Source organism: Bacillus sp. LUNF1, from assembly GCF_011008975.1.
In the GTDB taxonomy this organism is placed as follows: Bacteria; Bacillota; Bacilli; order Bacillales; family Bacillaceae; genus Bacillus; species Bacillus velezensis.
Genome location: NZ_CP048876.1, coordinates 116,576 through 138,735, shown reverse-complemented (window position 1 = coordinate 138,735; position 22,160 = coordinate 116,576). Strand labels below are relative to the sequence as shown.

The 22,160-nt window shown below is 44.3% G+C and carries 23 protein-coding genes and 1 other annotated feature; all 23 genes read right to left on the bottom strand.

Features of this window, described 5'->3' with window-relative positions:
• Positions 1-38: 38 nt before the first annotated feature.
• The 23 genes from rplB to rae1 all read right to left on the bottom strand — a co-directional run bounded on the left by rplB (position 39) and on the right by rae1 (position 22,154).
• Positions 39-872 (bottom strand): 50S ribosomal protein L2, encoded by an 834-nt coding sequence (gene rplB, locus G4O42_RS00745; RefSeq protein WP_003156470.1) that lies wholly within the window; start codon positions 870-872, stop codon positions 39-41.
• A 31-nt stretch (positions 873-903) separates the two neighbouring features.
• Positions 904-1,191, bottom strand: a complete 288-nt coding sequence (gene rplW, locus G4O42_RS00740) for a 50S ribosomal protein L23 (protein WP_003156467.1) — start codon at positions 1,189-1,191, stop codon at positions 904-906.
• The gene (gene rplD, locus G4O42_RS00735) at positions 1,191-1,814 is read right to left on the bottom strand and encodes a 50S ribosomal protein L4 (protein ID WP_007615239.1); all 624 of its coding nucleotides are present in this window, start codon (positions 1,812-1,814) and stop codon (positions 1,191-1,193) included. The genes rplW and rplD overlap by 1 nt, the downstream gene beginning before the upstream one ends.
• Before the next feature lie 27 nt (positions 1,815-1,841).
• On the bottom strand, positions 1,842-2,471 hold the full coding sequence (gene rplC / locus G4O42_RS00730; RefSeq protein WP_007410402.1) for a 50S ribosomal protein L3: 630 nt from the start codon (positions 2,469-2,471) through the stop codon (positions 1,842-1,844).
• A 39-nt stretch (positions 2,472-2,510) separates the two neighbouring features.
• Positions 2,511-2,819: a 30S ribosomal protein S10 gene (rpsJ, locus tag G4O42_RS00725; RefSeq protein WP_003156464.1), complete on the bottom strand. Its 309-nt coding sequence runs from the start codon at positions 2,817-2,819 to the stop codon at positions 2,511-2,513.
• Between the two features lie 248 nt (positions 2,820-3,067).
• Positions 3,068-4,033, bottom strand: coding sequence for an alpha/beta fold hydrolase (locus G4O42_RS00720; RefSeq protein ID WP_032872233.1), 966 nt, complete (start codon positions 4,031-4,033; stop codon positions 3,068-3,070).
• A 103-nt stretch (positions 4,034-4,136) separates the two neighbouring features.
• On the bottom strand, positions 4,137-5,327 hold the full coding sequence (gene tuf, locus G4O42_RS00715) for an elongation factor Tu (RefSeq protein WP_007410400.1): 1,191 nt from the start codon (positions 5,325-5,327) through the stop codon (positions 4,137-4,139).
• Positions 5,328-5,446: 119 nt separating this feature from the next.
• Positions 5,447-7,525, bottom strand: a complete 2,079-nt coding sequence (gene fusA, locus G4O42_RS00710; protein ID WP_007410399.1) for an elongation factor G — start codon at positions 7,523-7,525, stop codon at positions 5,447-5,449.
• 52 nt (positions 7,526-7,577) lie between these two features.
• Complete coding sequence (gene rpsG, locus G4O42_RS00705; RefSeq protein WP_003156447.1) at positions 7,578-8,048, bottom strand: 30S ribosomal protein S7; 471 nt, start codon at positions 8,046-8,048, stop codon at positions 7,578-7,580.
• A gap of 39 nt (positions 8,049-8,087) precedes the next feature.
• A complete protein-coding gene (gene rpsL, locus G4O42_RS00700) occupies positions 8,088-8,504 on the bottom strand; it encodes a 30S ribosomal protein S12 (RefSeq protein ID WP_003156445.1) in 417 nt (138 codons plus the stop codon).
• A gap of 115 nt (positions 8,505-8,619) precedes the next feature.
• On the bottom strand, positions 8,620-8,868 hold the full coding sequence (locus G4O42_RS00695; RefSeq protein ID WP_003156443.1) for a 50S ribosomal protein L7ae-like protein: 249 nt from the start codon (positions 8,866-8,868) through the stop codon (positions 8,620-8,622).
• 168 nt (positions 8,869-9,036) lie between these two features.
• Positions 9,037-12,636 carry a DNA-directed RNA polymerase subunit beta' gene (rpoC, locus tag G4O42_RS00690; RefSeq protein ID WP_007410398.1) on the bottom strand — a complete coding sequence of 1,200 codons (3,600 nt, stop codon included), beginning with the start codon at positions 12,634-12,636 and terminating at the stop codon, positions 9,037-9,039.
• Between the two features lie 62 nt (positions 12,637-12,698).
• Positions 12,699-16,280, bottom strand: coding sequence for a DNA-directed RNA polymerase subunit beta (rpoB, locus tag G4O42_RS00685; protein WP_003156440.1), 3,582 nt, complete (start codon positions 16,278-16,280; stop codon positions 12,699-12,701).
• Positions 16,281-16,524: 244 nt separating this feature from the next.
• Positions 16,525-17,130: a class I SAM-dependent methyltransferase gene (locus G4O42_RS00680; RefSeq protein WP_029325705.1), complete on the bottom strand. Its 606-nt coding sequence runs from the start codon at positions 17,128-17,130 to the stop codon at positions 16,525-16,527.
• Positions 17,131-17,221: 91 nt separating this feature from the next.
• The gene (rplL, locus tag G4O42_RS00675) at positions 17,222-17,593 is read right to left on the bottom strand and encodes a 50S ribosomal protein L7/L12 (RefSeq protein WP_003156436.1); all 372 of its coding nucleotides are present in this window, start codon (positions 17,591-17,593) and stop codon (positions 17,222-17,224) included.
• Between the two features lie 41 nt (positions 17,594-17,634).
• Positions 17,635-18,135, bottom strand: a complete 501-nt coding sequence (rplJ, locus tag G4O42_RS00670; RefSeq protein ID WP_007410396.1) for a 50S ribosomal protein L10 — start codon at positions 18,133-18,135, stop codon at positions 17,635-17,637.
• A 63-nt stretch (positions 18,136-18,198) separates the two neighbouring features.
• Positions 18,199-18,341: a sequence feature (ribosomal protein L10 leader region), on the bottom strand.
• Between the two features lie 48 nt (positions 18,342-18,389).
• Entirely contained in the window at positions 18,390-19,088 is a 699-nt protein-coding gene (gene rplA, locus G4O42_RS00665; protein WP_003156431.1) for a 50S ribosomal protein L1, read from the bottom strand.
• Between the two features lie 94 nt (positions 19,089-19,182).
• Positions 19,183-19,608: a 50S ribosomal protein L11 gene (gene rplK, locus G4O42_RS00660; RefSeq protein WP_003156430.1), complete on the bottom strand. Its 426-nt coding sequence runs from the start codon at positions 19,606-19,608 to the stop codon at positions 19,183-19,185.
• Between the two features lie 167 nt (positions 19,609-19,775).
• Positions 19,776-20,309 (bottom strand): transcription termination/antitermination protein NusG, encoded by a 534-nt coding sequence (gene nusG / locus G4O42_RS00655; protein ID WP_003156423.1) that lies wholly within the window; start codon positions 20,307-20,309, stop codon positions 19,776-19,778.
• Between the two features lie 166 nt (positions 20,310-20,475).
• A complete protein-coding gene (gene secE / locus G4O42_RS00650; RefSeq protein WP_003156422.1) occupies positions 20,476-20,655 on the bottom strand; it encodes a preprotein translocase subunit SecE in 180 nt (59 codons plus the stop codon).
• A gap of 32 nt (positions 20,656-20,687) precedes the next feature.
• Positions 20,688-20,837: a 50S ribosomal protein L33 gene (rpmG, locus tag G4O42_RS00645; RefSeq protein WP_003156421.1), complete on the bottom strand. Its 150-nt coding sequence runs from the start codon at positions 20,835-20,837 to the stop codon at positions 20,688-20,690.
• 85 nt (positions 20,838-20,922) lie between these two features.
• Positions 20,923-21,579, bottom strand: coding sequence for an RNA polymerase sporulation sigma factor SigH (sigH, locus tag G4O42_RS00640; RefSeq protein ID WP_003156415.1), 657 nt, complete (start codon positions 21,577-21,579; stop codon positions 20,923-20,925).
• Positions 21,580-21,641: 62 nt separating this feature from the next.
• On the bottom strand, positions 21,642-22,154 hold the full coding sequence (gene rae1 / locus G4O42_RS00635) for a ribosome-dependent mRNA decay endonuclease Rae1/YacP (protein ID WP_003156414.1): 513 nt from the start codon (positions 22,152-22,154) through the stop codon (positions 21,642-21,644).
• Positions 22,155-22,160: the final 6 nt, after the last annotated feature.

Below are 22,160 nucleotides of genomic sequence, written 5' to 3'. Positions count from 1 at the left end.
ATTGCACTACGGTCCGAAATGAACCGTAGACAACCCCGTTATTTATTTTTACGACGACGTACGATAAATTTATCAGATTTGTTCTTTTTCTTACGTGTCTTGAATCCAAGAGTCGGTTTGCCCCAAGGAGACATTGGTGATTTACGTCCGATTGGCGCGCGACCTTCACCACCACCGTGCGGGTGATCGTTAGGGTTCATTACAGAACCGCGGACTGTAGGGCGAATGCCTTTCCAGCGAGAGCGTCCTGCTTTACCAACGTTGATAAGTTCGTGCTGCTCGTTACCTACTTGACCGATAGAAGCGCGGCAAGCAGAAAGGATCATGCGAACTTCACCAGAGTTAAGACGTACAAGAACGTATTTGCCTTCTTTACCAAGAACCTGAGCAGATGTACCAGCTGAACGTACAAGCTGTCCGCCTTTACCAGGTTTTAATTCAATGTTATGCACAACTGTACCAACAGGGATGTTGATAAGCGGAAGTGCGTTACCTACTTTGATGTCAGCTTCAGGGCCGGACATGATTTCAGTACCTACTTGAATTCCTTTTGGTGCAAGAATGTAACGTTTTTCTCCGTCTACATAGTTGATTAGTGCAATGTTAGCTGAACGGTTTGGATCGTACTCAACTGTAGCAACGCGTCCAGGTATACCATCTTTATCGCGTTTGAAGTCGATAACACGGTATTGGCGTTTGTGTCCGCCACCTTGGTGACGTACAGTCAATTTACCTTGGTTGTTACGTCCGCCTTTTTTGTGAAGGGGAGCAAGCAAGGATTTTTCCGGCTGGTCAGTCGTGATTTCAGCAAAATCTGAAGTTGTCATGCCACGACGTCCGTTAGAGGTCGGTTTATACTTTTTAATCGCCATTTTGAATTTCCCTCCTTCTTTTTACAGATAATTAAGCTTCAAAAATTTCGATTTCTTTGCTGTCTGCAGTAAGTTTTACGATCGCTTTTCTGCGACGGCTAGTCATACCAGTGTAGCGGCCGACACGTTTTGATTTCCCTTTGTAGTTCATGATGTTGACTTTGTCAACTTTCACTCCAAAGATACTTTCAACTGCATCTTTCACTTCTGTTTTATTAGCTCTTACATCAACTTCAAAAGTATATTTTTTTTCAGTCATTAAATCAGCAGAACGTTCAGTAATGACGGGGCGCTTAAGAACATCACGAGGATCTTTCATTATGCAAGCACCTCCTCTACTTTTTCAACCGCAGCTTTTGTAATCAGAAGCTTCTCGTGGTTGACAACGTCTAACACGTTGATTCCGTTAGCTTGAACAACTGTAACTCCAGGGATGTTGCGTGCAGAAAGAGATACTGCTTCGTTTGCATCCGCAGTTACGATTAAAGCTTTTTTCTCAACAGATAATCCTTTAAGGATAGCTGCCATTTCTTTTGTTTTAACCGTATCAAGAGTAAGATCTTCAAGAACAATAATGTTGTTGTCGTTCACTTTAGAAGACAATACTGATTTGATTGCCAAGCGGCGAACTTTTTTAGGTAATTTGTAAGAATAGCTGCGTGGTGTTGGGCCGAATACGACACCACCTCCGCGCCATTGCGGTGAACGGATTGAACCTTGACGGGCACGACCTGTACCTTTTTGACGCCATGGTTTGCGACCTCCGCCGCGTACTTCAGAACGATTTTTTACTTTGTGAGATCCTTGACGTAAGGAAGCTCTTTGCATAAGAATAGCGTCGAATACTACGCTCTCATTTGGCTCAATTCCAAATACAGACGCGTTTAATTCGATATCACCAGCAGTAGAACCGTTTTGGTTGTATAATGCTACTTTTGGCATGATCAATTTCCTCCTTTCCTAAGAGACTTATTTAGATTTAACAGCACTTTTAACAGTGATTAAAGTTTTTCTCGCACCAGGTACGTTACCTTTAATCAAAAGAAGATTGCGCTCAGCATCTACTTTTACGATTTCAAGGTTTTGGACAGTGATTTGATCTCCGCCCATGCGTCCAGGTAATAGTTTACCTTTGAATACACGGTTAGGATCTACAGGTCCCATTGAACCAGGACGACGGTGGTAGCGTGAACCGTGAGACATAGGTCCGCGAGATTGTCCGTGGCGCTTGATTGCACCTTGGAAACCTTTACCTTTAGATACTCCTGTTACATCTACGATTTCTCCTGCAGAGAAAATTTCAACCTTGACTTCCTGACCAATTTCATACGCATCCATATCCACGCCGCGTAATTCTTTAACGAAGCGCTTAGGAGCAGTTTCCGCTTTTGCAACGTGTCCTTTTTCCGGTTTGTTTGAAAGCTTTTCACGCTTATCGTCAAAACCAAGCTGGATCGCTTCATAGCCATCATTTTCAGCTGTTTTCTTTTGAAGAACAACGTTTGGAGCTGCTTCAATAACAGTTACCGGGATAAGATCACCGTTCTCTGCGAATACTTGCGTCATACCAATTTTTCTTCCTAAGATTCCTTTGGTCATTCGTCACACCTCCTATTAAGATCATTCTATATTTTAGAATTAAAGTTTGATTTCGATATCGACACCAGATGGTAAGTCTAATCGCATGAGAGCATCAACAGTTTGTGGTGTTGGGTTCACAATGTCGATTAAACGTTTATGTGTACGCATTTCAAATTGCTCACGAGAATCTTTGTATTTGTGCACCGCACGAAGGATTGTGTAAACTGATTTTTCAGTTGGCAACGGAATCGGACCAGATACGCTGGCACCAGAACGTTTTGCCGTTTCAACAATCTTCTCTGCAGATTGATCAAGGATTCTATGATCATATGCTTTTAAACGAATACGAATTTTTTGTTTTGCCATTATTTTCCCTCCTTTTCGCCTACATCACGTTAGACAGTTCTCCGTGAGAAAAACCTGATCACCTTGCCATGGCAAAGCGGCCGGGTGTGTCAGCAACCTCTCACTTCATCGCAGTCAAAGACCAACATACACTATTATACAGAAAATAGACGCATGTTGCAAGGTTTATTTAAAGAACCTTGTGGTTTTCACACTTTGATTATTATACAGGTGATACCATGATTAATCAAGGATATGCCTGTTTTCTTTCAGAGATGGAACGATGCGAACCGGCTGACAACTTCGGCAAAGCGATCCGGTTCCTCCAAGTGAGGCGAATGGGCTGAGTTCTCAAACCAATGCCATTCTTTATAAGGCGCATCAACCTTCTGATAATATTCATAAGACGTCGTCCCCGGGACCGTCAAATCGTATCTCCCTGACATAAAACAGCACGGTATTATAATAGAAGAAACTGATTTCCCGGCATCAAAGAAAATGAGATCCTCCCACAGGTGTTTCAGGCTGAACATTTGTCCCCGCGCGGCTAAGAAGCTCCCTCTCACACCGTACGGTTCACCAAACAGCATTCGCCCCCCTGCTTTAAGAGCACCGATCGGATGATGGGTAAAGCCCCCTCCCCTCATCTCGATACAAAGCAGAAATAACGATCGCTGCAGCTGTTTCTCCCATGGAGGCGCTCCGATAAAGCGCAGCGTCTTTTCCAGCAGGAAATGTTTCCGTTGCCTGCTCCATTCCATCATCAGCCGGTAAGCTTCCGTTTCTTCCTTTTGAATATTAACCACCTGACTGATACCGATATACGCATAATACAAATCAGGTCTCTCTTGAAGAACATGAAGCGCCAGAACTGAACCCCACGAATAGCCGGCGATATATATTTTTTGCCTGCTGAATTGCTTGCATAAGTGTTCGGTCAAATGAATGGTATCGGCTGTCAGCTGATTTAAAGTCATAGATGAACCCGGAATTTCCTTTGAATAAGAGAGACCCGCCCCTCTCTGATCCCAGTTCACAACGGTGAAATGCTTTTCCAGCTTATTCTGGTATTTTCTCGCATAGCCGATTTGAGGCGTGCCGGGACCGCCGTGCAAAAACAAAAGCAGCGGATTACTCCTGTCATCACCATTAATCATAATGGTTTGTTCACTGCCATTAATCAGCAATTGCTGAAGCATTGAAATACGATTGGTTTTCTTGAAGTTATCGTTCATCGCTCTGCTCCTAAAATTTGTATACGTTCTATTATACATGGAATCAGCGGCGAAACAAAAAAGCGAGGCCCCATAAGGGACCCCGCATTAATGAACGAGTCGATTACTCAGTGATTGTAGAAACAACGCCTGAACCAACTGTACGTCCGCCTTCACGAATAGAGAAACGAGTTCCTTCTTCGATAGCGATTGTAGAGATAAGTTCAACGATCATTTCAGTGTTATCTCCAGGCATAACCATTTCTACGCCTTCTGGAAGATTGATGATACCAGTTACGTCAGTTGTACGGAAGTAGAACTGAGGACGGTAGTTAGAGAAGAATGGAGTATGACGTCCACCCTCTTCTTTAGAAAGAACGTAAACTTCAGCTTTGAATTTGCTGTGTGGAGTGATTGTACCTGGTTTAGCAAGTACTTGTCCACGTTGGATGTCTTCACGAGCTACACCGCGAAGAAGTGCACCGATGTTGTCTCCAGCTTCAGCATAGTCAAGAAGCTTACGGAACATTTCAACACCTGTAACAGTTGTTTTGCTGTTTTCTTCTTGAAGACCGATGATTTCAACTTCGTCACCGACTTTAACTTGTCCGCGTTCTACACGGCCAGTAGCAACTGTACCACGACCAGTGATTGAGAATACGTCCTCAACTGGCATCATGAATGGTTTGTCAGTGTCGCGTTCTGGAGTTGGGATGTACTCATCAACTGCAGCCATAAGTTCAAGAATTTTTTCTTCGTACTCAGCGTCACCTTCAAGAGCTTTAAGAGCAGAACCTTTAACAACTGGTACATCATCACCAGGGAAGTCGTATTCGCTAAGAAGATCGCGAACTTCCATTTCAACAAGCTCAAGAAGCTCTTCGTCGTCTACCATGTCGCATTTGTTAAGGAATACTACGATGTATGGTACACCAACGTTTTTAGAAAGAAGGATGTGCTCACGAGTTTGTGGCATTGGGCCATCAGCAGCAGATACTACAAGGATAGCTCCGTCCATTTGCGCAGCACCAGTGATCATGTTTTTAACATAGTCAGCGTGTCCTGGGCAGTCAACGTGTGCATAGTGACGAGTGTCAGTTTCGTACTCAACGTGTGCAGTAGAGATTGTGATACCGCGCTCACGTTCTTCTGGAGCACCATCAATTTGATCGTACGCCATAGCTGTACCTTTACCAGATTTCTTATGAAGTACTGTTGAGATAGCAGCAGTTAATGTTGTTTTACCATGGTCAACGTGTCCAATTGTACCGATATTGGCATGTGATTTGGAACGGTCGAATTTTTCTTTAGCCATTCTAAAATCCTCCTTAAGAGCTTTTAATTAGTAATGTATAGAGTGATAGAAAGTGAAAGCAAGCTCTCACTTCCTCATCTTACAATAGTAGTTATACTTGAGTTAAGTGGCAAAATCAATTATTCGCCTTTATTTTTTTTGATAATTTCTTCAGCGATGCTCTTCGGCACTTCTTCGTAGTGATCCATGAACATTGTGAACGTACCGCGTCCTTGCGTGTTAGAACGAAGGGCAGTAGCGTAACCGAACATTTCAGCAAGAGGTACCATCGCACGCACAACTTGAGCGTTACCGCGAGCTTCCATACCTTCTACGCGTCCGCGACGAGAAGTAACATCACCCATGATGTCTCCCATGTATTCTTCAGGAATAACAACTTCAACTTTCATGATTGGTTCAAGAAGAACTGGGTTACATTTGCTGACTGCATTTTTCAATGCCATAGAAGCAGCGACTTTAAACGCCATTTCGTTTGAGTCAACATCATGGTAAGATCCATCAAAAAGTTTCGCCTTGATGTCGATTAGCGGGAATCCGGCTAGGACACCATTTTCAAGAGAGTCTTCAAGACCTGCTTGTACGGCTGGGATGTATTCACGAGGAACAACACCACCGACGATTGCGTTTTCGAATTCAAAGCCAGCGCCTTCTTCGTTCGGTTCAAATTCGATCCAAACGTGACCGAACTGACCGCGTCCGCCTGATTGACGTACGAATTTACCTTCAACTTTTGCACCGGTACGGAATGTCTCACGGTACGCAACTTGAGGAGCACCAACGTTAGCTTCAACTTTGAACTCACGCTTCATACGATCAACAATGATATCAAGGTGAAGCTCACCCATACCAGAGATGATTGTTTGACCCGTTTCAGGGTTTGTTTGTGTACGGAATGTAGGATCTTCTTCAGCAAGTTTCGCTAAAGCGATACCCATTTTATCTTGGTCAGCTTTTGATTTAGGCTCAATCGCTACGTCGATAACAGGCTCTGGGAATTCCATTGATTCAAGGATTACAAGATCCTTCTCATCACATAGAGTATCTCCAGTAGAAGTATCTTTTAGACCTACAGCAGCTGCGATGTCTCCAGCGTAAACAGTAGAGATCTCTTCACGGCTGTTAGCGTGCATTTGAAGGATACGTCCTACGCGCTCACGCTTGCCTTTTGTAGAGTTCTTTACATATGAACCGGAATCAAGTGTACCGGAATATACGCGGAAGAATGTCAGCTTACCGACATAAGGGTCAGTCATAACTTTAAATGCAAGTGCAGAGAATGGCTCTTCATCAGAAGAATGACGAACGATCTCTTCATCTGTATCAGGACGTACACCTTTGATTGCAGCAACATCAGTTGGCGCAGGAAGGTAGTCAAGAACAGCATCAAGTACTAGCTGAACACCTTTGTTTTTGAAAGCAGAACCAACAAGTACAGGGTAGAATTCAACATTCAGTGTACCTTTACGGATAGCAGCTTTCAGTTCAGGGATAGTGATTTCTTCACCTTCAAGGTACTTTTCCATAAGCTCTTCATCAAGCTCAGCTACAGCTTCAATCAGGCTGCTGCGAAGCTCTTCAGCTTGTTCTTTGTACTCTTCAGGGATTTCTTTCGCATCTGAACGAGTTCCAAGGTCATCTTCGTAGAAATACGCAACGTTTTCTACTAAGTCGATGATACCTTCGAAGTTGTCTTCAGCGCCGATCGGCAATTGAATTGCGTGAGCGTTAGCTTGAAGACGGTCTCTTAAAGTGCCTACAGAGTAAAGGAAGTCTGCACCGATTTTGTCCATTTTGTTGACAAATACAACACGCGGTACTCCGTAAGTTGTTGCTTGGCGCCATACTGTTTCTGTCTGAGGCTCAACACCTGATTGAGCATCAAGTACGGCAACCGCACCATCAAGTACACGGAGTGAACGTTCAACTTCAACTGTGAAGTCTACGTGTCCCGGTGTATCGATGATGTTTACACGGTAACCTTTCCACTGTGCAGTCGTTGCTGCAGAAGTGATTGTGATACCGCGTTCTTGTTCCTGCTCCATCCAGTCCATTTGCGAAGCACCTTCGTGAGTTTCGCCAATTTTGTGGATACGGCCTGTGTAGAACAAGATCCGTTCTGTAGTAGTCGTTTTACCGGCATCGATGTGAGCCATGATCCCGATATTACGAGTTTTTTCTAAGGAGAACTCTCTTGCCATTGGGTAATTTCTCCTTCCTTATTAGGGAATTATTATTTTGATTATATGAATCCTACCAGCGGTAGTGAGCAAATGCTTTGTTCGCTTCTGCCATCTTGTGAGTGTCTTCACGTTTCTTAACGGCAGCACCAGTGTTGTTAGCTGCATCAAGAATTTCGTTAGCAAGGCGCTCTTCCATTGTTTTTTCTCCGCGAAGACGCGCATAGTTAACCAACCAGCGAAGACCAAGAGTTGTACGGCGTTCAGGACGAACTTCTACAGGCACTTGGTAGTTAGCTCCACCTACACGGCGTGCTTTTACTTCAAGTACAGGCATGATGTTTTTCAATGCTTGTTCGAAAACCTCCATTGCATCATTGCCAGTGCGTTCTTTAATGATATCGAATGACTTGTATAGGATTGTTTGAGATTTACCTTTTTTACCGTCGATCATCATTTTGTTGATCAGGCGGGATACCAGCTTAGAGTTGTAAAGCGGATCAGGTAAAACATCTCTTTTTGCTACAGGACCTTTACGTGGCATCTGAATATCCTCCCTTCATAGTTTTAATGATTTATTTGATTACTTTGCTTTAGGACGTTTCGTACCGTATTTAGAACGGCCTTGCGCACGGTTTTCAACTCCGGCAGTATCAAGCGCGCCACGAACGATGTGGTAGCGTACCCCCGGTAAGTCTTTTACACGTCCGCCGCGGATCAGTACAACGCTGTGCTCTTGCAGGTTGTGACCGATACCAGGAATGTAGGCAGTAACCTCGATTCCGTTAGTCAAACGAACACGAGCATATTTACGAAGTGCTGAGTTCGGTTTTTTCGGTGTCATTGTACCCACACGAGTACATACCCCGCGTTTTTGTGGAGAAGATACGTTAGTGTGCTCTTTTTTAAAGCTGTTGTATCCTTTGTTTAATGCAGGTGACTTAGAGTTTTCAACTTTGCTCACGCGTCCCTTGCGAATTAGCTGATTAATTGTAGGCATGTTGTGTTCCTCCCTTCATTACGTTTTATAACCCACATACCCAGGTGGTTCATCATTAGGCAAAAAACAATGTCTTTACACAAGAATGATATCTTATATAAAAACAAAAAGTACGCTATAACATAATGGCAACAGCTGCTGCTCCCACTTCAATTCCGCAGGCTTTGCCGAGCTTTTTCATGGAATCCACCATACAGACAGCGGTATTTTGGTTCTTTGCAAGCTGGATAACGCCAGCCGTAAGAACTGAATCCGCGTCTTTTGCCACGACGACTTCCTTCACTGAACCTCGTTTTAGAGCTTTCACTGTTTGCTTCGTACCAATAATAATTGATTTGGCCTGTGATACTTTATCATAAGACATAAACATATCCTCCAAAGTAACAGGTTTTATTTCGAGCACCTTGGTTATATTATCACTCTGCGGGACGGATGTCAACAACGTATGACATTTTTTAGTGCAGTCCCCCGCCAGAATAATTGTAATACTGAGGAAAAGCTGTCGAAACAGCCTTTCCTGCAGCAGTTTCTATTATTCAGCCGGAACCATATCTTCCGAAGGCTGAACGTTTGAAACAGGTTTTACTTTTCTGTAATTCATCATACCGGTACCGGCCGGAACCAGTTTACCGATGATAACATTCTCTTTCAGGCCGAGAAGTTCATCGCGCTTGCCTTTAATCGCAGCATCTGTAAGAACGCGTGTTGTTTCTTGGAATGATGCGGCAGACAAGAATGAATCCGTCTCGAGTGAAGCTTTTGTGATACCGAGAAGGACAGGACGGCCTGTAGCAGGTCGATTGCCTTCAAGCAGCACTTTTTTGTTCGCTTCTGTAAATTGGTGAATATCAAGCAATGTGCCAGGGAGAACATCAGTATCTCCGGCATCGATCACACGGACTTTGCGAAGCATCTGGCGAACCATTACTTCTACGTGTTTATCGCCGATTTCAACCCCCTGCATACGGTAAACCTTCTGAACCTCATGCAGAAGATATTCCTGAACCGTTGTCAGGTCAGTGACTTTAAGAAGTTCTTTCGGATCGATAGAACCTTCTGTCAGCACTTGGCCGCGGGTAATCTGATCACCCTCAGCCACTTTCAGGCGTGAGTTGTAAGGTGCCGTGTATGAACGTGTCTCAACAGCGCCCTGAACAACAATCTCCTGCTGTTTGTCGCGGACTTCATTGATTTCGGCAATTGTACCGTCAATTTCAGAAATCGTCGCTTGACCTTTCGGATTACGCGCTTCGAAAAGCTCTTGGATACGCGGAAGACCTTGTGTGATATCGTCTCCGGCAACCCCGCCTGTGTGGAACGTACGCATTGTTAACTGTGTTCCAGGCTCACCGATAGATTGAGCGGCGATAATACCTACTGCTTCGCCGACTTCAACATCAGTTCCGGTTGCAAGGTTACGTCCGTAGCATCGTTTACATACACCATGAGGAGTGTTACATGTGAACGCGGAACGGATCCACACTTCTTCGATTCCGGCTTCAACGATTTCCAGCGCTTTATCTTCATCGATCAATTCATTTTCGTTAATGAGCACAGCACCCGTTTCAGGATGTTTGATCTGTTTTCTGGCGAAACGTCCGATCAGACGCTCTTCCAGACGCTCGATGATTTCCGTGCCTTCTTTGAGCGGTTTTGCAAGAATACCGCGGTCTGTTCCGCAATCTGTTTCACGAATGATAACATCCTGCGCAACATCAACAAGACGGCGTGTAAGGTAACCTGAGTCAGCTGTTTTCAGGGCGGTATCGGCAAGACCTTTACGCGCACCGTGAGTGGAGATAAAGTACTCCAATACTGTCAGACCTTCACGGAAACTTGATTTAATCGGCAATTCAATGATTCGTCCAGCCGGGTTGGCCATCAGACCGCGCATACCCGCAAGCTGTGTAAAGTTAGATGCGTTACCACGGGCTCCTGAGTCACTCATCATGTAGATCGGGTTGACTTCGTCTAATGATTTCATCAGTTTGCCTTGGATAACATCTTTCGCTGAACTCCAAATTGAAATGACTCTTTCATAACGTTCTTCTTCGGTGATTAAACCGCGTCTGAACTGTTTCAGGACATTATCAACTTTGCTTTGTGCTTCTTCAAGGATTTCCTGTTTATCATCGAGAACGACGATATCAGAAACCCCTACTGTGATGCCGGCTTTCGTTGAATATCTGAAACCGAGGTTTTTCATGCGGTCAAGCATTTTAGACGTTTCCGTGATATGGAATCGTTTAAAGATTTCCGCGATGATTTTACCGAGAATGCCTTTTTTAAACGGTGCGTTGATCGGCTGCTCAGCAATCACAGCTTTTACGTCAGCACCTTTGTCTAAGAAGAAACGGTCAGGTGTCTTCTCTTCAATGTTGCTCTTCGTTGGTTCATTCATGTAAGGGAATGATTCCGGAAGAATTTCATTGAAGACGAGCTTACCGACAGTTGTAATTAACAATTTTGAACGCTGTTCTTCAGTAAATGTCACATTCTTAAGGGAGTTCGCTGCAACAGCTACTCTCGTATGAAGGTGAACATAACCGTTTTGATAAGCAAGAAGCGCTTCGTCCGTATTTTTGAAAACCATACCCTCGCCGACTGCTCCGGCGCGCTCAAGCGTCAGGTAGTAGTTTCCTAATACCATATCCTGAGACGGCGTAACAACCGGTTTACCATCTTTAGGGTTCAAGATGTTTTGGGCCGCAAGCATCAGAATGCGCGCCTCAGCTTGAGCCTCAGCTGATAAAGGTACGTGAACCGCCATTTGGTCACCGTCAAAGTCAGCGTTATAAGCTGTACATACTAACGGGTGAAGACGGATGGCGCGTCCTTCAACAAGCGTCGGTTCGAAAGCCTGGATACCTAATCTGTGAAGAGTAGGGGCACGGTTCAGTAAGACCGGATGCTCCTTAATGACAGATTCAAGTACATCCCATACTTCAGGCTGCACGCGTTCGATTTTGCGTTTTGCGCTCTTGATATTGTGAGCAAGGCCTTTTTCAACAAGCTCTTTCATGACGAAAGGCTTGAAGAGCTCAAGCGCCATTTCCTTCGGCAAACCGCACTGATACATTTTCAGATGCGGACCTACGACGATAACGGAACGTCCTGAGTAGTCTACACGTTTACCGAGAAGGTTCTGACGGAAACGCCCTTGTTTCCCTTTCAGCATGTGAGAAAGAGATTTAAGCGGACGGTTACCCGGTCCGGTAACCGGACGGCCGCGGCGTCCGTTGTCAATCAGAGCGTCGACTGCTTCCTGAAGCATACGTTTTTCGTTCTGAACGATGATGCTTGGCGCGCCGAGGTCTAACAGACGTTTTAAACGGTTATTACGGTTGATGACACGACGGTAAAGGTCGTTCAGGTCAGACGTTGCGAAACGTCCGCCGTCAAGCTGAACCATCGGTCTTAATTCAGGCGGAATAACCGGAAGCACGTCGAGGATCATCCAAGACGGCTTGTTTCCTGAATTACGGAAGGCTTCAAGCACTTCAAGGCGTTTGATCGCACGTGTACGGCGCTGTCCCTGAGAAGTCTTCAGCTCTTCTTTTAACATATCAACTTCTTTGACCAGGTCGATGTCCTGCAGAAGTTTATTAATGGCTTCCGCACCCATAGAGGCTTGGAATTTGTTTCCGTACTTATCCAGATACGCACGGTATTCCTTTTCAGATAAAAGCTGTTTCTTTTCGAGCGGTGTATTGGCCGGGTCAGTTACGACGTAAGAAGCAAAGTAAATAACTTCTTCCAGCGCACGCGGTGACATATCCAATACAAGACCCATACGGCTCGGAATACCTTTGAAATACCAAATGTGAGAAACCGGGGCAGCCAGTTCAATATGCCCCATTCTCTCACGACGGACTTTAGCCCGCGTTACTTCAACTCCGCAACGGTCACAAACTACGCCTTTATAACGAACCCGCTTGTACTTGCCGCAATGACATTCCCAGTCCTTAGTCGGTCCGAAAATGCGTTCGCAGAACAGGCCGTCCTTTTCAGGTTTCAATGTACGATAGTTTATCGTTTCAGGCTTTTTCACTTCACCAAAAGACCATGAACGGATTTTATCCGGTGAAGCAAGACCGATGTTCATATACTCAAAATTGTTCACATCTAGCAAGGGGCCTACCTCCCTTTTTATCTTCGGATTAACCGATGTCACTTGCCTTTATCAATCAGAGACTATTCTTTCGTTACTGCGTCACGTTCAACGTCTGGAGATGCTGTTTCTTCCGGCGCTTCATCACCTGATAATGCAAGGCCGTCAGCTTGTTTCGCATCTTCCTCGTCTTCTAGATCTCTCATTTCTATTTCTTCTTCATCGCCTGAAAGGATTTTTACGTCCATACCTAAGCTTTGAAGCTCTTTGATCAATACTTTGAATGATTCCGGAACACCAGGCTCTGGAACATTGTCGCCTTTGACGATGGCTTCATATGTTTTCACACGTCCGACCACGTCATCGGACTTCACAGTCAGGATTTCTTGAAGCGTGTAAGCTGCGCCGTAAGCTTCAAGCGCCCAAACCTCCATCTCACCGAAACGCTGTCCGCCGAATTGGGCTTTACCGCCGAGAGGCTGCTGCGTAACAAGTGAGTAAGGACCTGTCGAACGGGCATGAAGTTTATCATCAACCATGTGCGCCAGTTTGATCATGTACATGATTCCGACAGATACACGGTTGTCAAACGGTTCTCCCGTACGGCCGTCATAAAGAACTGTTTTAGCGTCTCTTGACATGCCTGCTTCTTCAAGTGTTTCCCACACATCTTCTTCACGCGCGCCGTCAAATACAGGTGACGCGATGTGAATGCCGAGGTAGCGGGCAGCCATACCCATGTGAAGTTCTAATACCTGACCGATATTCATACGTGATGGTACACCCAGCGGGTTAAGCATGATATCGATCGGCGTGCCGTCAGGAAGGTAAGGCATATCTTCTTCAGGAAGAATCTTCGAGATAACCCCTTTGTTTCCGTGACGTCCGGCCATTTTATCACCTTCAGAAATCTTACGTTTCTGAACGATATATACGCGTACAAGCTGGTTCACTCCCGGAGGAAGTTCGTCGCCGTCTTCACGGTTGAAGACTTTTACGTCGTGGATAATTCCGCCGCCGCCGTGAGGCACACGGAGAGAAGTATCACGGACTTCACGCGCTTTTTCTCCAAAGATCGCATGCAGAAGGCGTTCTTCAGCCGTAAGCTCAGTTACACCTTTAGGCGTTACTTTACCTACGAGAAGGTCTCCGTCGTTGACTTCCGCACCGATACGGATAATTCCGCGGTCATCAAGATTGCGAAGCGCGTCTTCCCCTACGTTTGGAATATCGCGGGTGATCTCTTCAGGCCCAAGCTTTGTATCACGTGCTTCTGATTCATATTCTTCAATGTGAATAGATGTGTATACATCATCTTTCACAAGGCGTTCACTCATGATGATGGCATCCTCATAGTTGTAACCATCCCATGTCATGAAGCCGACCATTACGTTGCGGCCGAGAGCAAGTTCGCCAAGCTCCATTGAAGGTCCGTCAGCAAGGATTTCTCCTTTGACTACTTCATCGCCGACACTGACGATCGGACGCTGGTTGTAGCACGTACCTTGGTTGGAGCGGACAAATTTCAGCAAGCTGTACTTATCCAGGTTGCCTTTTACTTTTTGGCCGTCAATTTCTTCATAGCGGCGCACCCATACGTTTTTCGCTTCCACCCGTTCAACGATACCAGGGTGTTTACAAATAACGGCTGCACCGGAGTCTTTACCGGATACGTATTCCATACCCGTTCCGACGATCGGAGCTTCCGGCTGCATCAAAGGCACAGCCTGACGCTGCATGTTCGCTCCCATTAGAGCACGGTTAGAGTCATCGTTTTCCAAGAACGGAATACATGCTGTCGCAGCAGAAACAACCTGTTTAGGAGAAACGTCCATGTAATCCACGCGGTTGCGGGCTACAACGGTGTTTTCCCCTCTGAAACGCGCTACGATGCTGTCATCCAAGAAAGAACCGTCATCGCTCAGCTTAGCATTCGCTTGGGCTACGACATAGTTATCCTCTTCATCAGCAGTCAGGTAGTCGATTCTAGGCGTTACTTTTCCTGTTTCAGGATCAACGCGGCGGTATGGCGTCTCAATGAAACCAAAGCGGTTTACTTTCGCAAATGATGACAATGAGTTGATCAAACCGATGTTCGGGCCCTCAGGCGTTTCAATCGGGCACATACGGCCATAGTGAGAGTAGTGAACGTCACGTACTTCCATACCTGCGCGCTCACGTGTCAAACCGCCCGGTCCGAGAGCTGACAGACGGCGTTTGTGCGTCAATTCAGCAAGCGGGTTCGTCTGATCCATGAATTGAGAAAGCTGTGAGCTTCCGAAGAACTCTTTAATAGACGCAATAACAGGTCTGATGTTAATCAGCTGCTGCGGCGTAATTGTATTTGTGTCTTGAATAGACATTCTTTCACGTACGACACGTTCCATCCGGCTTAAACCGATACGGAATTGGTTTTGCAGGAGCTCACCTACAGAACGCAGACGGCGGTTTCCGAGATGGTCGATATCATCAGTGTCGCCCACTCCGTGCAGGAGGTTGAAGAAGTAGCTGATAGAAGAAATAATATCAGCAGGCGTAATGTTTTTAATCGCTTCTTCGATGTAAGCATTGCCGATCACATTGATCGTCTGCTCTCCTTCTGCATCGGTAGGAGCATAGATTTTAATGGATTGAAGCATCACTTCATCCTCGACAACGCCGCCGTTAGGATAAAGTTTTCTGAAGCCGATTCCATTTTCTAAGTATGGCAATACTTTATCAAGTGTTCTTCTGTCAAGAATCTGCCCTTTTTCAGCGAGAATTTCACCGGTTTCCGGATCCACCAGTGTTTCTGCAAGGCGCTGGTTAAACAGGCGGTTCTTGATATGAAGCTTTTTATTAATTTTATAGCGTCCTACATTCGCAAGGTCGTATCGCTTCGGATCGAAGAAACGGGAATCCAGCAAGCTTTTTGCATTTTCTACTGTAGGCGGCTCTCCGGGACGAAGGCGCTCATAGATTTCAAGAAGCGCTTTGTCACTGTTTTCAGTGTTGTCCTTATCCAGTGTATTGCGGAGATATTCGTTCTCACCAATGAGATCGAGAATCTCTTGGTCGGAACCGAAGCCGAGAGCACGCAAAAGAACCGTAACCGGCAACTTACGTGTGCGATCAATGCGGACATACACAACATCTTTCGCATCAGTTTCGTATTCTAACCATGCGCCACGGTTTGGAATGACAGTCGCGGTAAAACCTTTTTTACCGTTTTTGTCTACTTTACCACTGAAATATACACTTGGAGACCGAACAAGCTGAGATACGATAACACGTTCTGCACCGTTGATGATAAAAGTACCGGTATCTGTCATAATAGGGAAATCACCCATGAAGACATCCTGATCTTTTACCTCTCCAGTTTCTTTGTTAATTAAACGAACCTTCACTCTCAGCGGAGCTGAGTAAGTCACATCACGTTCTTTTGACTCTTCAACGGGATACTTAGGATCTCCTAAACTGTAGTCAATGAACTCTAGAGAGAGGTTACCAGTGAAATCCTCAATTGGTGATATGTCTTGAAACATCTCTCTAAGACCCTCATCAAGAAACCACTGATAAGAAGAGGTTTGAATTTCAATGAGATTTGGTAATTCTAACACTTCGCTAATGCGAGCATAGCTTCTGCGCTGGCGGTGTCGTCCATACTGAACTAGTTGACCTGTCAACTGATTCACCCCTCAAATCATGCGTATTATATGTGTAATAAGCATCTCTTACGATAAAGAAATACTTTTACAAGACAAAAGAAAAAAGGGTTTCTAATTAAGAAAACCACATCCAAAAACAAATACCGATTTTATTAGCATTTCCATGTTTGTATAATTTATACATGCACTATGATTATTTCAGCATATCATGCAAAATATATACATTGGCATTTTACAATATTAACATAGCTGAAAATTCAAGTCAAACTTTTTTTGCTTTTATGATATAATAGCCTTTCTTTTTTTGAACCACAGAAACTTCGTCAAAAAGCTCCTTCAGTTTTTCAATGGCAGAAGGCCCGCCCTGTTTTTTCTGTATAACGATCCACAATTCACCTGAAGCCCTTAAATGCTCAGCGCTTTTTTCAAAAATGGCATGGACAACTTTTTTTCCGGCGCGGATTGGGGGGTTTGTAAAAATAGAAGCAAATGTTTGAGCAGAATCAATATTTGAAAATAAATCACTCTGATAAATCCGAACGTTTTTTATTCCGTTTTTTTCTGCATTTTCATTTGACAGCTCTACGGCTCTTTCATTCACGTCAATCATGTGCACGGTCCGGTCTGTAAATGCACCGGCGAGCGACAGACCGATCGGGCCGTAACCGCAGCCTGCATCCAGGAAGTCACCGTCGATCTCCGGCTCTTCAAACGCTTCAATTAAGACGCGCGAACCGAAATCAACTTCCTTTTTCGAGAAAACGCCGCTGTCACTTGTGAATGTATAAGATCTGTTCCGCAGTGTAAATGACCATGTCTGTTTATCGCTTTTAACTGAAGGTTTTTCTGAATAATAGTGTTCACTCATTATTAGAACCTCCTTTTTTAATGGCACTTAAAGAAAAGCAAAGAAAAAGCCCGCCTCATAAAAGCGAGCTTCCCCTACAGGCAAGTGAAGATTACTTAACTTCTACAGAAGCGCCAACTTCTTCAAGTTTAGCTTTAAGCTCTTCAGCTTCTTCTTTCGCAATACCTTCTTTAAGTGGTTTTGGAGTGTTGTCAACAAGTTCTTTAGCTTCTTTCAAGCCAAGACCAGTGATTTCACGAACAACTTTGATAACTTTGATTTTCTGAGAACCTGCACCAGCAAGGATAAGGTCGAATTCGCTTTGCTCTTCAGCAGCGCCGCCAGCAGCAGCTCCGCCAGCTACAGCTACAGGAGCAGCAGCAGTTACGCCAAATTCTTCTTCGATTGCTTTTACTAGGTCGTTCAGTTCAAGTACAGTTGCTTCTTTAACGGAAGCAATGATTTCTTCGATATTTAAAGCCATTTGAAATTCCTCCATTTGTTTTATTTTAGGGTAAAATCAGATTAAGCGCCTTGTTCTTCCTTTTGGTCTGCAACTGCTTTAGCTGCAAGTGCAAGGTTGCGAACTGGAGCTTGAAGTACGCTAAGCAACATAGAAAGTAAGCCATCGCGTGAAGGAAGTTCAGCAAGAGCTTTCACTTCTTCAACAGAAGATACTTTTCCTTCGATAACGCCCGCTTTGATTTCCAGAGCTTCGTGATTTTTCGCGAACTCGTTAAGAACTTTTGCCGGAGCGATAACATCTTCAGTACTGAATGCGATCGCATTCGGTCCAGTTAAGACATCATTCAAACCATCAAGTTCAGCTTGTTCAACCGCACGGCGAGTCATTGTGTTTTTGTACACTTTGAACTCTACGTTAGCTTCGCGAAGCTGTTTACGGAGTTCAGTTACTTCAGAAACGTTAAGTCCGCGGTAGTCAACGATGATCGTTGATTTGCTTTCTTTCAGTTTAGAAGCAATCTCTTCAACAACAACTTTTTTTGTATCAATTGCGCTGCTCATGGTTACACCTCCTGTAGATTTTGTGTAACACTTATACCGCTAGGTGATCACGACTGTGACGACGATTTCATATAAAAAGCCTCCATGTGGACATGGAGGCTGTATATACAAGCATACGTAACGTAATAGCTGTGATATATATACACCTCGGCAGGATATTAAGCCTCAACGGCCCCTGCTGTCTACGGTATAAATGACATATTATATTTTACAACATTTTGAATCATATCAGAATGCTGATCTAAAGTCAAATATTATTTTACGTTGAAAGTAGAAGCGTCTACTTTGACACCAGGGCCCATAGTAGAAGTAACGGCAACGTTTTTCACGTAAACACCTTTGGCCGCAGCCGGTTTTGCTTTCAGGATTGTATCATACATTGTTGTGAAGTTCTCAACAAGTTTTTCATCCTCGAAAGAAACTTTTCCGATCGGAACATGGATGTTACCAGCTTTGTCAACGCGGTATTCTACTTTACCAGCTTTGATTTCGCCGATTGCTTTTTCTACTTCGAATGTAACAGTTCCTGTTTTAGGGTTTGGCATAAGACCTTTTGGTCCAAGCACACGGCCGATTTTACCGACTTCACCCATCATGTCAGGAGTCGCAACGATTACATCGAATTCGAACCAGCCTTGCTGGATTTTCGCGATGTAATCAGAATCGCCAACGTAGTCTGCACCGGCAGCTTCAGCTTCTTTTGCTTTTTCGCCTTTAGCGAATACAAGCACGCGCTGAGTTTTACCAGTTCCGTTAGGAAGTACAACTGCACCGCGGATTTGCTGATCGTTTTTACGAGGGTCAACCCCTAAACGAAAAGCAACTTCAACTGTAGCGTCGAATTTAGCTGTGTTTGTTTTTTTAGTAAGCGCCACTGCTTCAGCGACGTCGTAAGCTTTCGCACGGTCTACAAGCTTCGCAGCTTCAACGTACTTTTTACCTTTTTTAGCCATTTTAAAATTTCCTCCTTATGTGGTTATAGCGGAATAACCTCCCACGAATAAGGGTTGCGAACTTGTGAAAACTCGCAACCCGACAAGAAACAAATTAATCCTCGATAACGATACCCATACTGCGGGCAGTACCTTCAACCATGCGCATTGCCGCTTCAACGTCTGCTGCGTTTAAGTCAGGCATTTTCGTTTCAGCGATTTCGCGAACCTTATCGCGCTTAACGGTTGCCACTTTATTACGGTTTGGTTCACCAGAACCAGACTCAATTCCAGCTGCTTTTTTAAGCAATACTGCAGCAGGCGGAGTTTTTGTAATAAATGTAAATGAACGGTCTTCGTAAACCGAAATTTCAACAGGAATGATTAAACCAGCTTGGTCAGCTGTACGAGCGTTAAACTCCTTACAGAATCCCATGATATTTACACCGGCTTGACCTAGTGCAGGTCCAACTGGCGGCGCTGGGTTAGCTTTTCCAGCAGGAATTTGCAATTTTACAACTTTTACTACTTTTTTAGCCACGAGACACACCTCCTTAAGTCCGTGATGTGGTAATAGGGTAAACCCTCCCACTCAAGGTTTCATTCTTTATATGAATGACGAAATATCAAGCTAGCTGCCTTGGATTAGTCCAAGACGTACCTTTGCTATATTATCATTAATATATAGCAATTTCAAGTTTTTTCACATTACAATTTGTCGATCTGGGTAAATTCCAGTTCAACCGGCGTTTCACGGCCGAACATGTTAACGAATACTTTCACTTTGCTCTTATCATAATCAATCTCTTCAATTGATCCTGTAAAGTTGGCGAAAGGTCCGTCTATGACTTTGACTGTCTCATTCAATTCAAAATCAATGTCGGTTTTCCGCTCATCCATGCCCATGCGTTTTAAGATGGTTTCCGCTTCGCCAGGAAGAAGCGGAGTCGGCTTTGAGCCTGAACCGGCTGATCCGACGAATCCGGTAACGCCCGGCGTGTTGCGGACCACATACCAGGAATCATCAGTCATGACGATTTCAACAAGCACATAACCCGGGAACACTTTCTTTTTGACTACTTTTTTCTTGCCGTTCTTAATATCAGTCTCTTCTTCTTCAGGGACGACAACGCGGAAAATTTTATCCTGCATTCCCATTGATTCCACACGTTTTTCAAGGTTTGCTTTTACTTTGTTTTCATAACCGGAATACGTATGAACAACATACCAATTCTTTTCCATTCTATCAGGACTCTGCAGTCCTTCCCTCCCCGCATTTAAAAATGAAGTGTAAAACAAAAAATAGGCTCAGGGCCTATGAATCCTTTTTCAACAACACAATAAAAAACCCGCTGAACGGGTTTTGGCAAACGATATTATGATCTATTATAGCACGTATTGCTGATCATTATTCAACTATTAAACGAATTAATTGAGAAATTCCTGTATCAAGGAGGGCAAAAAAGATAACAAAAAAGATAACCGTTGAAATCACCGTGATTGTATAGCGCGTTAACTCTTTGCCTTTAGGCCAGCTAACCTTTTTCATTTCTTTCCCAACATCTTTAAAGAAACTCATCATGCGCATGTAAAAGACCTCCACAATTTAAAAAGCGAACACTATTTTGTTTCTAAATGAGCTGTATGTGAATTGCAAGTGCTGCAGTACTTCTTAACTTCTAACCGCTCAGCCGCTGATGCAGAGCTTTTCATTGTCGTATAATTACGATTTCCGCATGTTTTGCATGCCAGCGTAATCTTTTTTCTCATGTCGTTACACCTTTTCCTAAACATTCATTTATCTTAATAAAATAGCACAGTCAGAAAAATTCTGTCAATATGACACAGAAACCTGCTACAGGCTGATCTCTCTTATTTCTAAATACTTTTCAAGCTTGCGCTTCACGCGCTGCAGGGCATTATCGATTGATTTTACGTGTCGGTTTAAGTCATCTGAAATCTCTTGGTAACTTCTTCCGTCCAAGTACAAAACAAGCACCTTTCTCTCCAGATCGCTCAGCAGTTCTCCCATTTTCATTTCGATATCATCAAATTCTTCCTGATTAATAATCATCTCTTCAGGATTTAACGTTTTAGCGCCTGAAATGACATCAAGCAGTGTTCTGTCAGATTCTTCATCAAAAATAGGTTTGTCTAAAGAAACATAGGAATTTAAAGGAATGTGTTTCTGACGGGTAGCTGTCTTTATTGCGGTAATAATCTGGCGGGTAATGCATAATTCTGCAAAAGCTTTAAATGAAGTAAGCTTGTCCTCTCTAAAGTCTCGGATAGACTTATATAAGCCTATCATCCCTTCCTGTACAATATCTTCTCTGTCGGCCCCTATTAAAAAATAAGACCTTGCTTTCGCCCGTACAAAATTACGGTACTTCGTAATCAAGTAATCTAACGCATCACTATCCCCAACATGAACCTTTTCAATGACCTGCTCGTCCTCCAACTGGCAAAATTGCACTTTGTTGAACTTTCCCTTGCTGTTCTGTAGATTCACTGCGATCCCCCCGGCGCACGTAGATAGAAATATTATACATTAATGGGCGAAAAAGCGTCAACCTAATCCAGACCGCCTCGGCGCCACTTTTCAAACGTTTTCAAAACCTCTTCGGACAGCTCGATTTTACCCGGTGGTTTTTCAGAAGTGATCTTTGAAACCCGCCTTTGAATCCGGCGTTCTATCGTATCCACTTCCCTCAGGAGCTCCCGGGCGGATTTACGGAGAGCCCCTTGTCCGAAGATCGCCCACTGCTCCGTATAATCGGAAGTTGCGACATGAATCTGTGTCGCAATATTATTCAGCGCCTGGGCAAGCTTCTCGATCCGCTCATCCGCCGTTTCATTCTCCCGTGTGAAAATCACTTCGACTCTGTGATTCGTTTGTTTTTTCTCTATGCCTTTTACCAGGTGTGCGTCAAACACCACAATGACTCTGATTCCCGTGTAGGACTGATATTCCGCCATCTTCTGGATCAGTACATCTCTCGCTTCTTCAAAACTGTTCGCTTTTAAATCCTTTAGCTGCGGCCAAGCTCCAATCATGTTGTATCCGTCTACTAACAGGATGTCCATCTGTCT

Excerpts from the sequence above, each read along its gene's own strand:
- rae1 (WP_003156414.1), bottom strand. The coding sequence starts at position 22,154 with ATGGACATCCTGTTAGTAGACGGATACAACATGATTGGAGCTTGGCCG.
- rpmG (WP_003156421.1), bottom strand. The coding sequence starts at position 20,837 with ATGAGAAAAAAGATTACGCTGGCATGCAAAACATGCGGAAATCGTAAT.
- rplL (WP_003156436.1), bottom strand. The coding sequence starts at position 17,593 with ATGGCTTTAAATATCGAAGAAATCATTGCTTCCGTTAAAGAAGCAACT.
- G4O42_RS00680 (WP_029325705.1), bottom strand. The coding sequence starts at position 17,130 with ATGAGTGAACACTATTATTCAGAAAAACCTTCAGTTAAAAGCGATAAA.
- G4O42_RS00720 (WP_032872233.1), bottom strand. The coding sequence starts at position 4,033 with ATGAACGATAACTTCAAGAAAACCAATCGTATTTCAATGCTTCAGCAA.
- rplW (WP_003156467.1), bottom strand. The coding sequence starts at position 1,191 with ATGAAAGATCCTCGTGATGTTCTTAAGCGCCCCGTCATTACTGAACGT.
- rplA (WP_003156431.1), bottom strand. The coding sequence starts at position 19,088 with ATGGCTAAAAAAGGTAAAAAGTACGTTGAAGCTGCGAAGCTTGTAGAC.
- fusA (WP_007410399.1), bottom strand. The coding sequence starts at position 7,525 with ATGGCAAGAGAGTTCTCCTTAGAAAAAACTCGTAATATCGGGATCATG.
- rpsL (WP_003156445.1), bottom strand. The coding sequence starts at position 8,504 with ATGCCTACAATTAATCAGCTAATTCGCAAGGGACGCGTGAGCAAAGTT.
- rplD (WP_007615239.1), bottom strand. The coding sequence starts at position 1,814 with ATGCCAAAAGTAGCATTATACAACCAAAACGGTTCTACTGCTGGTGAT.
- rplB (WP_003156470.1), bottom strand. The coding sequence starts at position 872 with ATGGCGATTAAAAAGTATAAACCGACCTCTAACGGACGTCGTGGCATG.
- rplC (WP_007410402.1), bottom strand. The coding sequence starts at position 2,471 with ATGACCAAAGGAATCTTAGGAAGAAAAATTGGTATGACGCAAGTATTC.
- nusG (WP_003156423.1), bottom strand. The coding sequence starts at position 20,309 with ATGGAAAAGAATTGGTATGTTGTTCATACGTATTCCGGTTATGAAAAC.
- G4O42_RS00695 (WP_003156443.1), bottom strand. The coding sequence starts at position 8,868 with ATGTCTTATGATAAAGTATCACAGGCCAAATCAATTATTATTGGTACG.
- tuf (WP_007410400.1), bottom strand. The coding sequence starts at position 5,327 with ATGGCTAAAGAAAAATTCGACCGTTCCAAATCACATGCCAATATCGGT.
- rpsJ (WP_003156464.1), bottom strand. The coding sequence starts at position 2,819 with ATGGCAAAACAAAAAATTCGTATTCGTTTAAAAGCATATGATCATAGA.
- rpsG (WP_003156447.1), bottom strand. The coding sequence starts at position 8,048 with ATGCCACGTAAAGGTCCTGTAGCAAAAAGAGATGTTTTACCTGATCCG.
- rplJ (WP_007410396.1), bottom strand. The coding sequence starts at position 18,135 with ATGAGCAGCGCAATTGATACAAAAAAAGTTGTTGTTGAAGAGATTGCT.
- secE (WP_003156422.1), bottom strand. The coding sequence starts at position 20,655 with ATGCGCATGATGAGTTTCTTTAAAGATGTTGGGAAAGAAATGAAAAAG.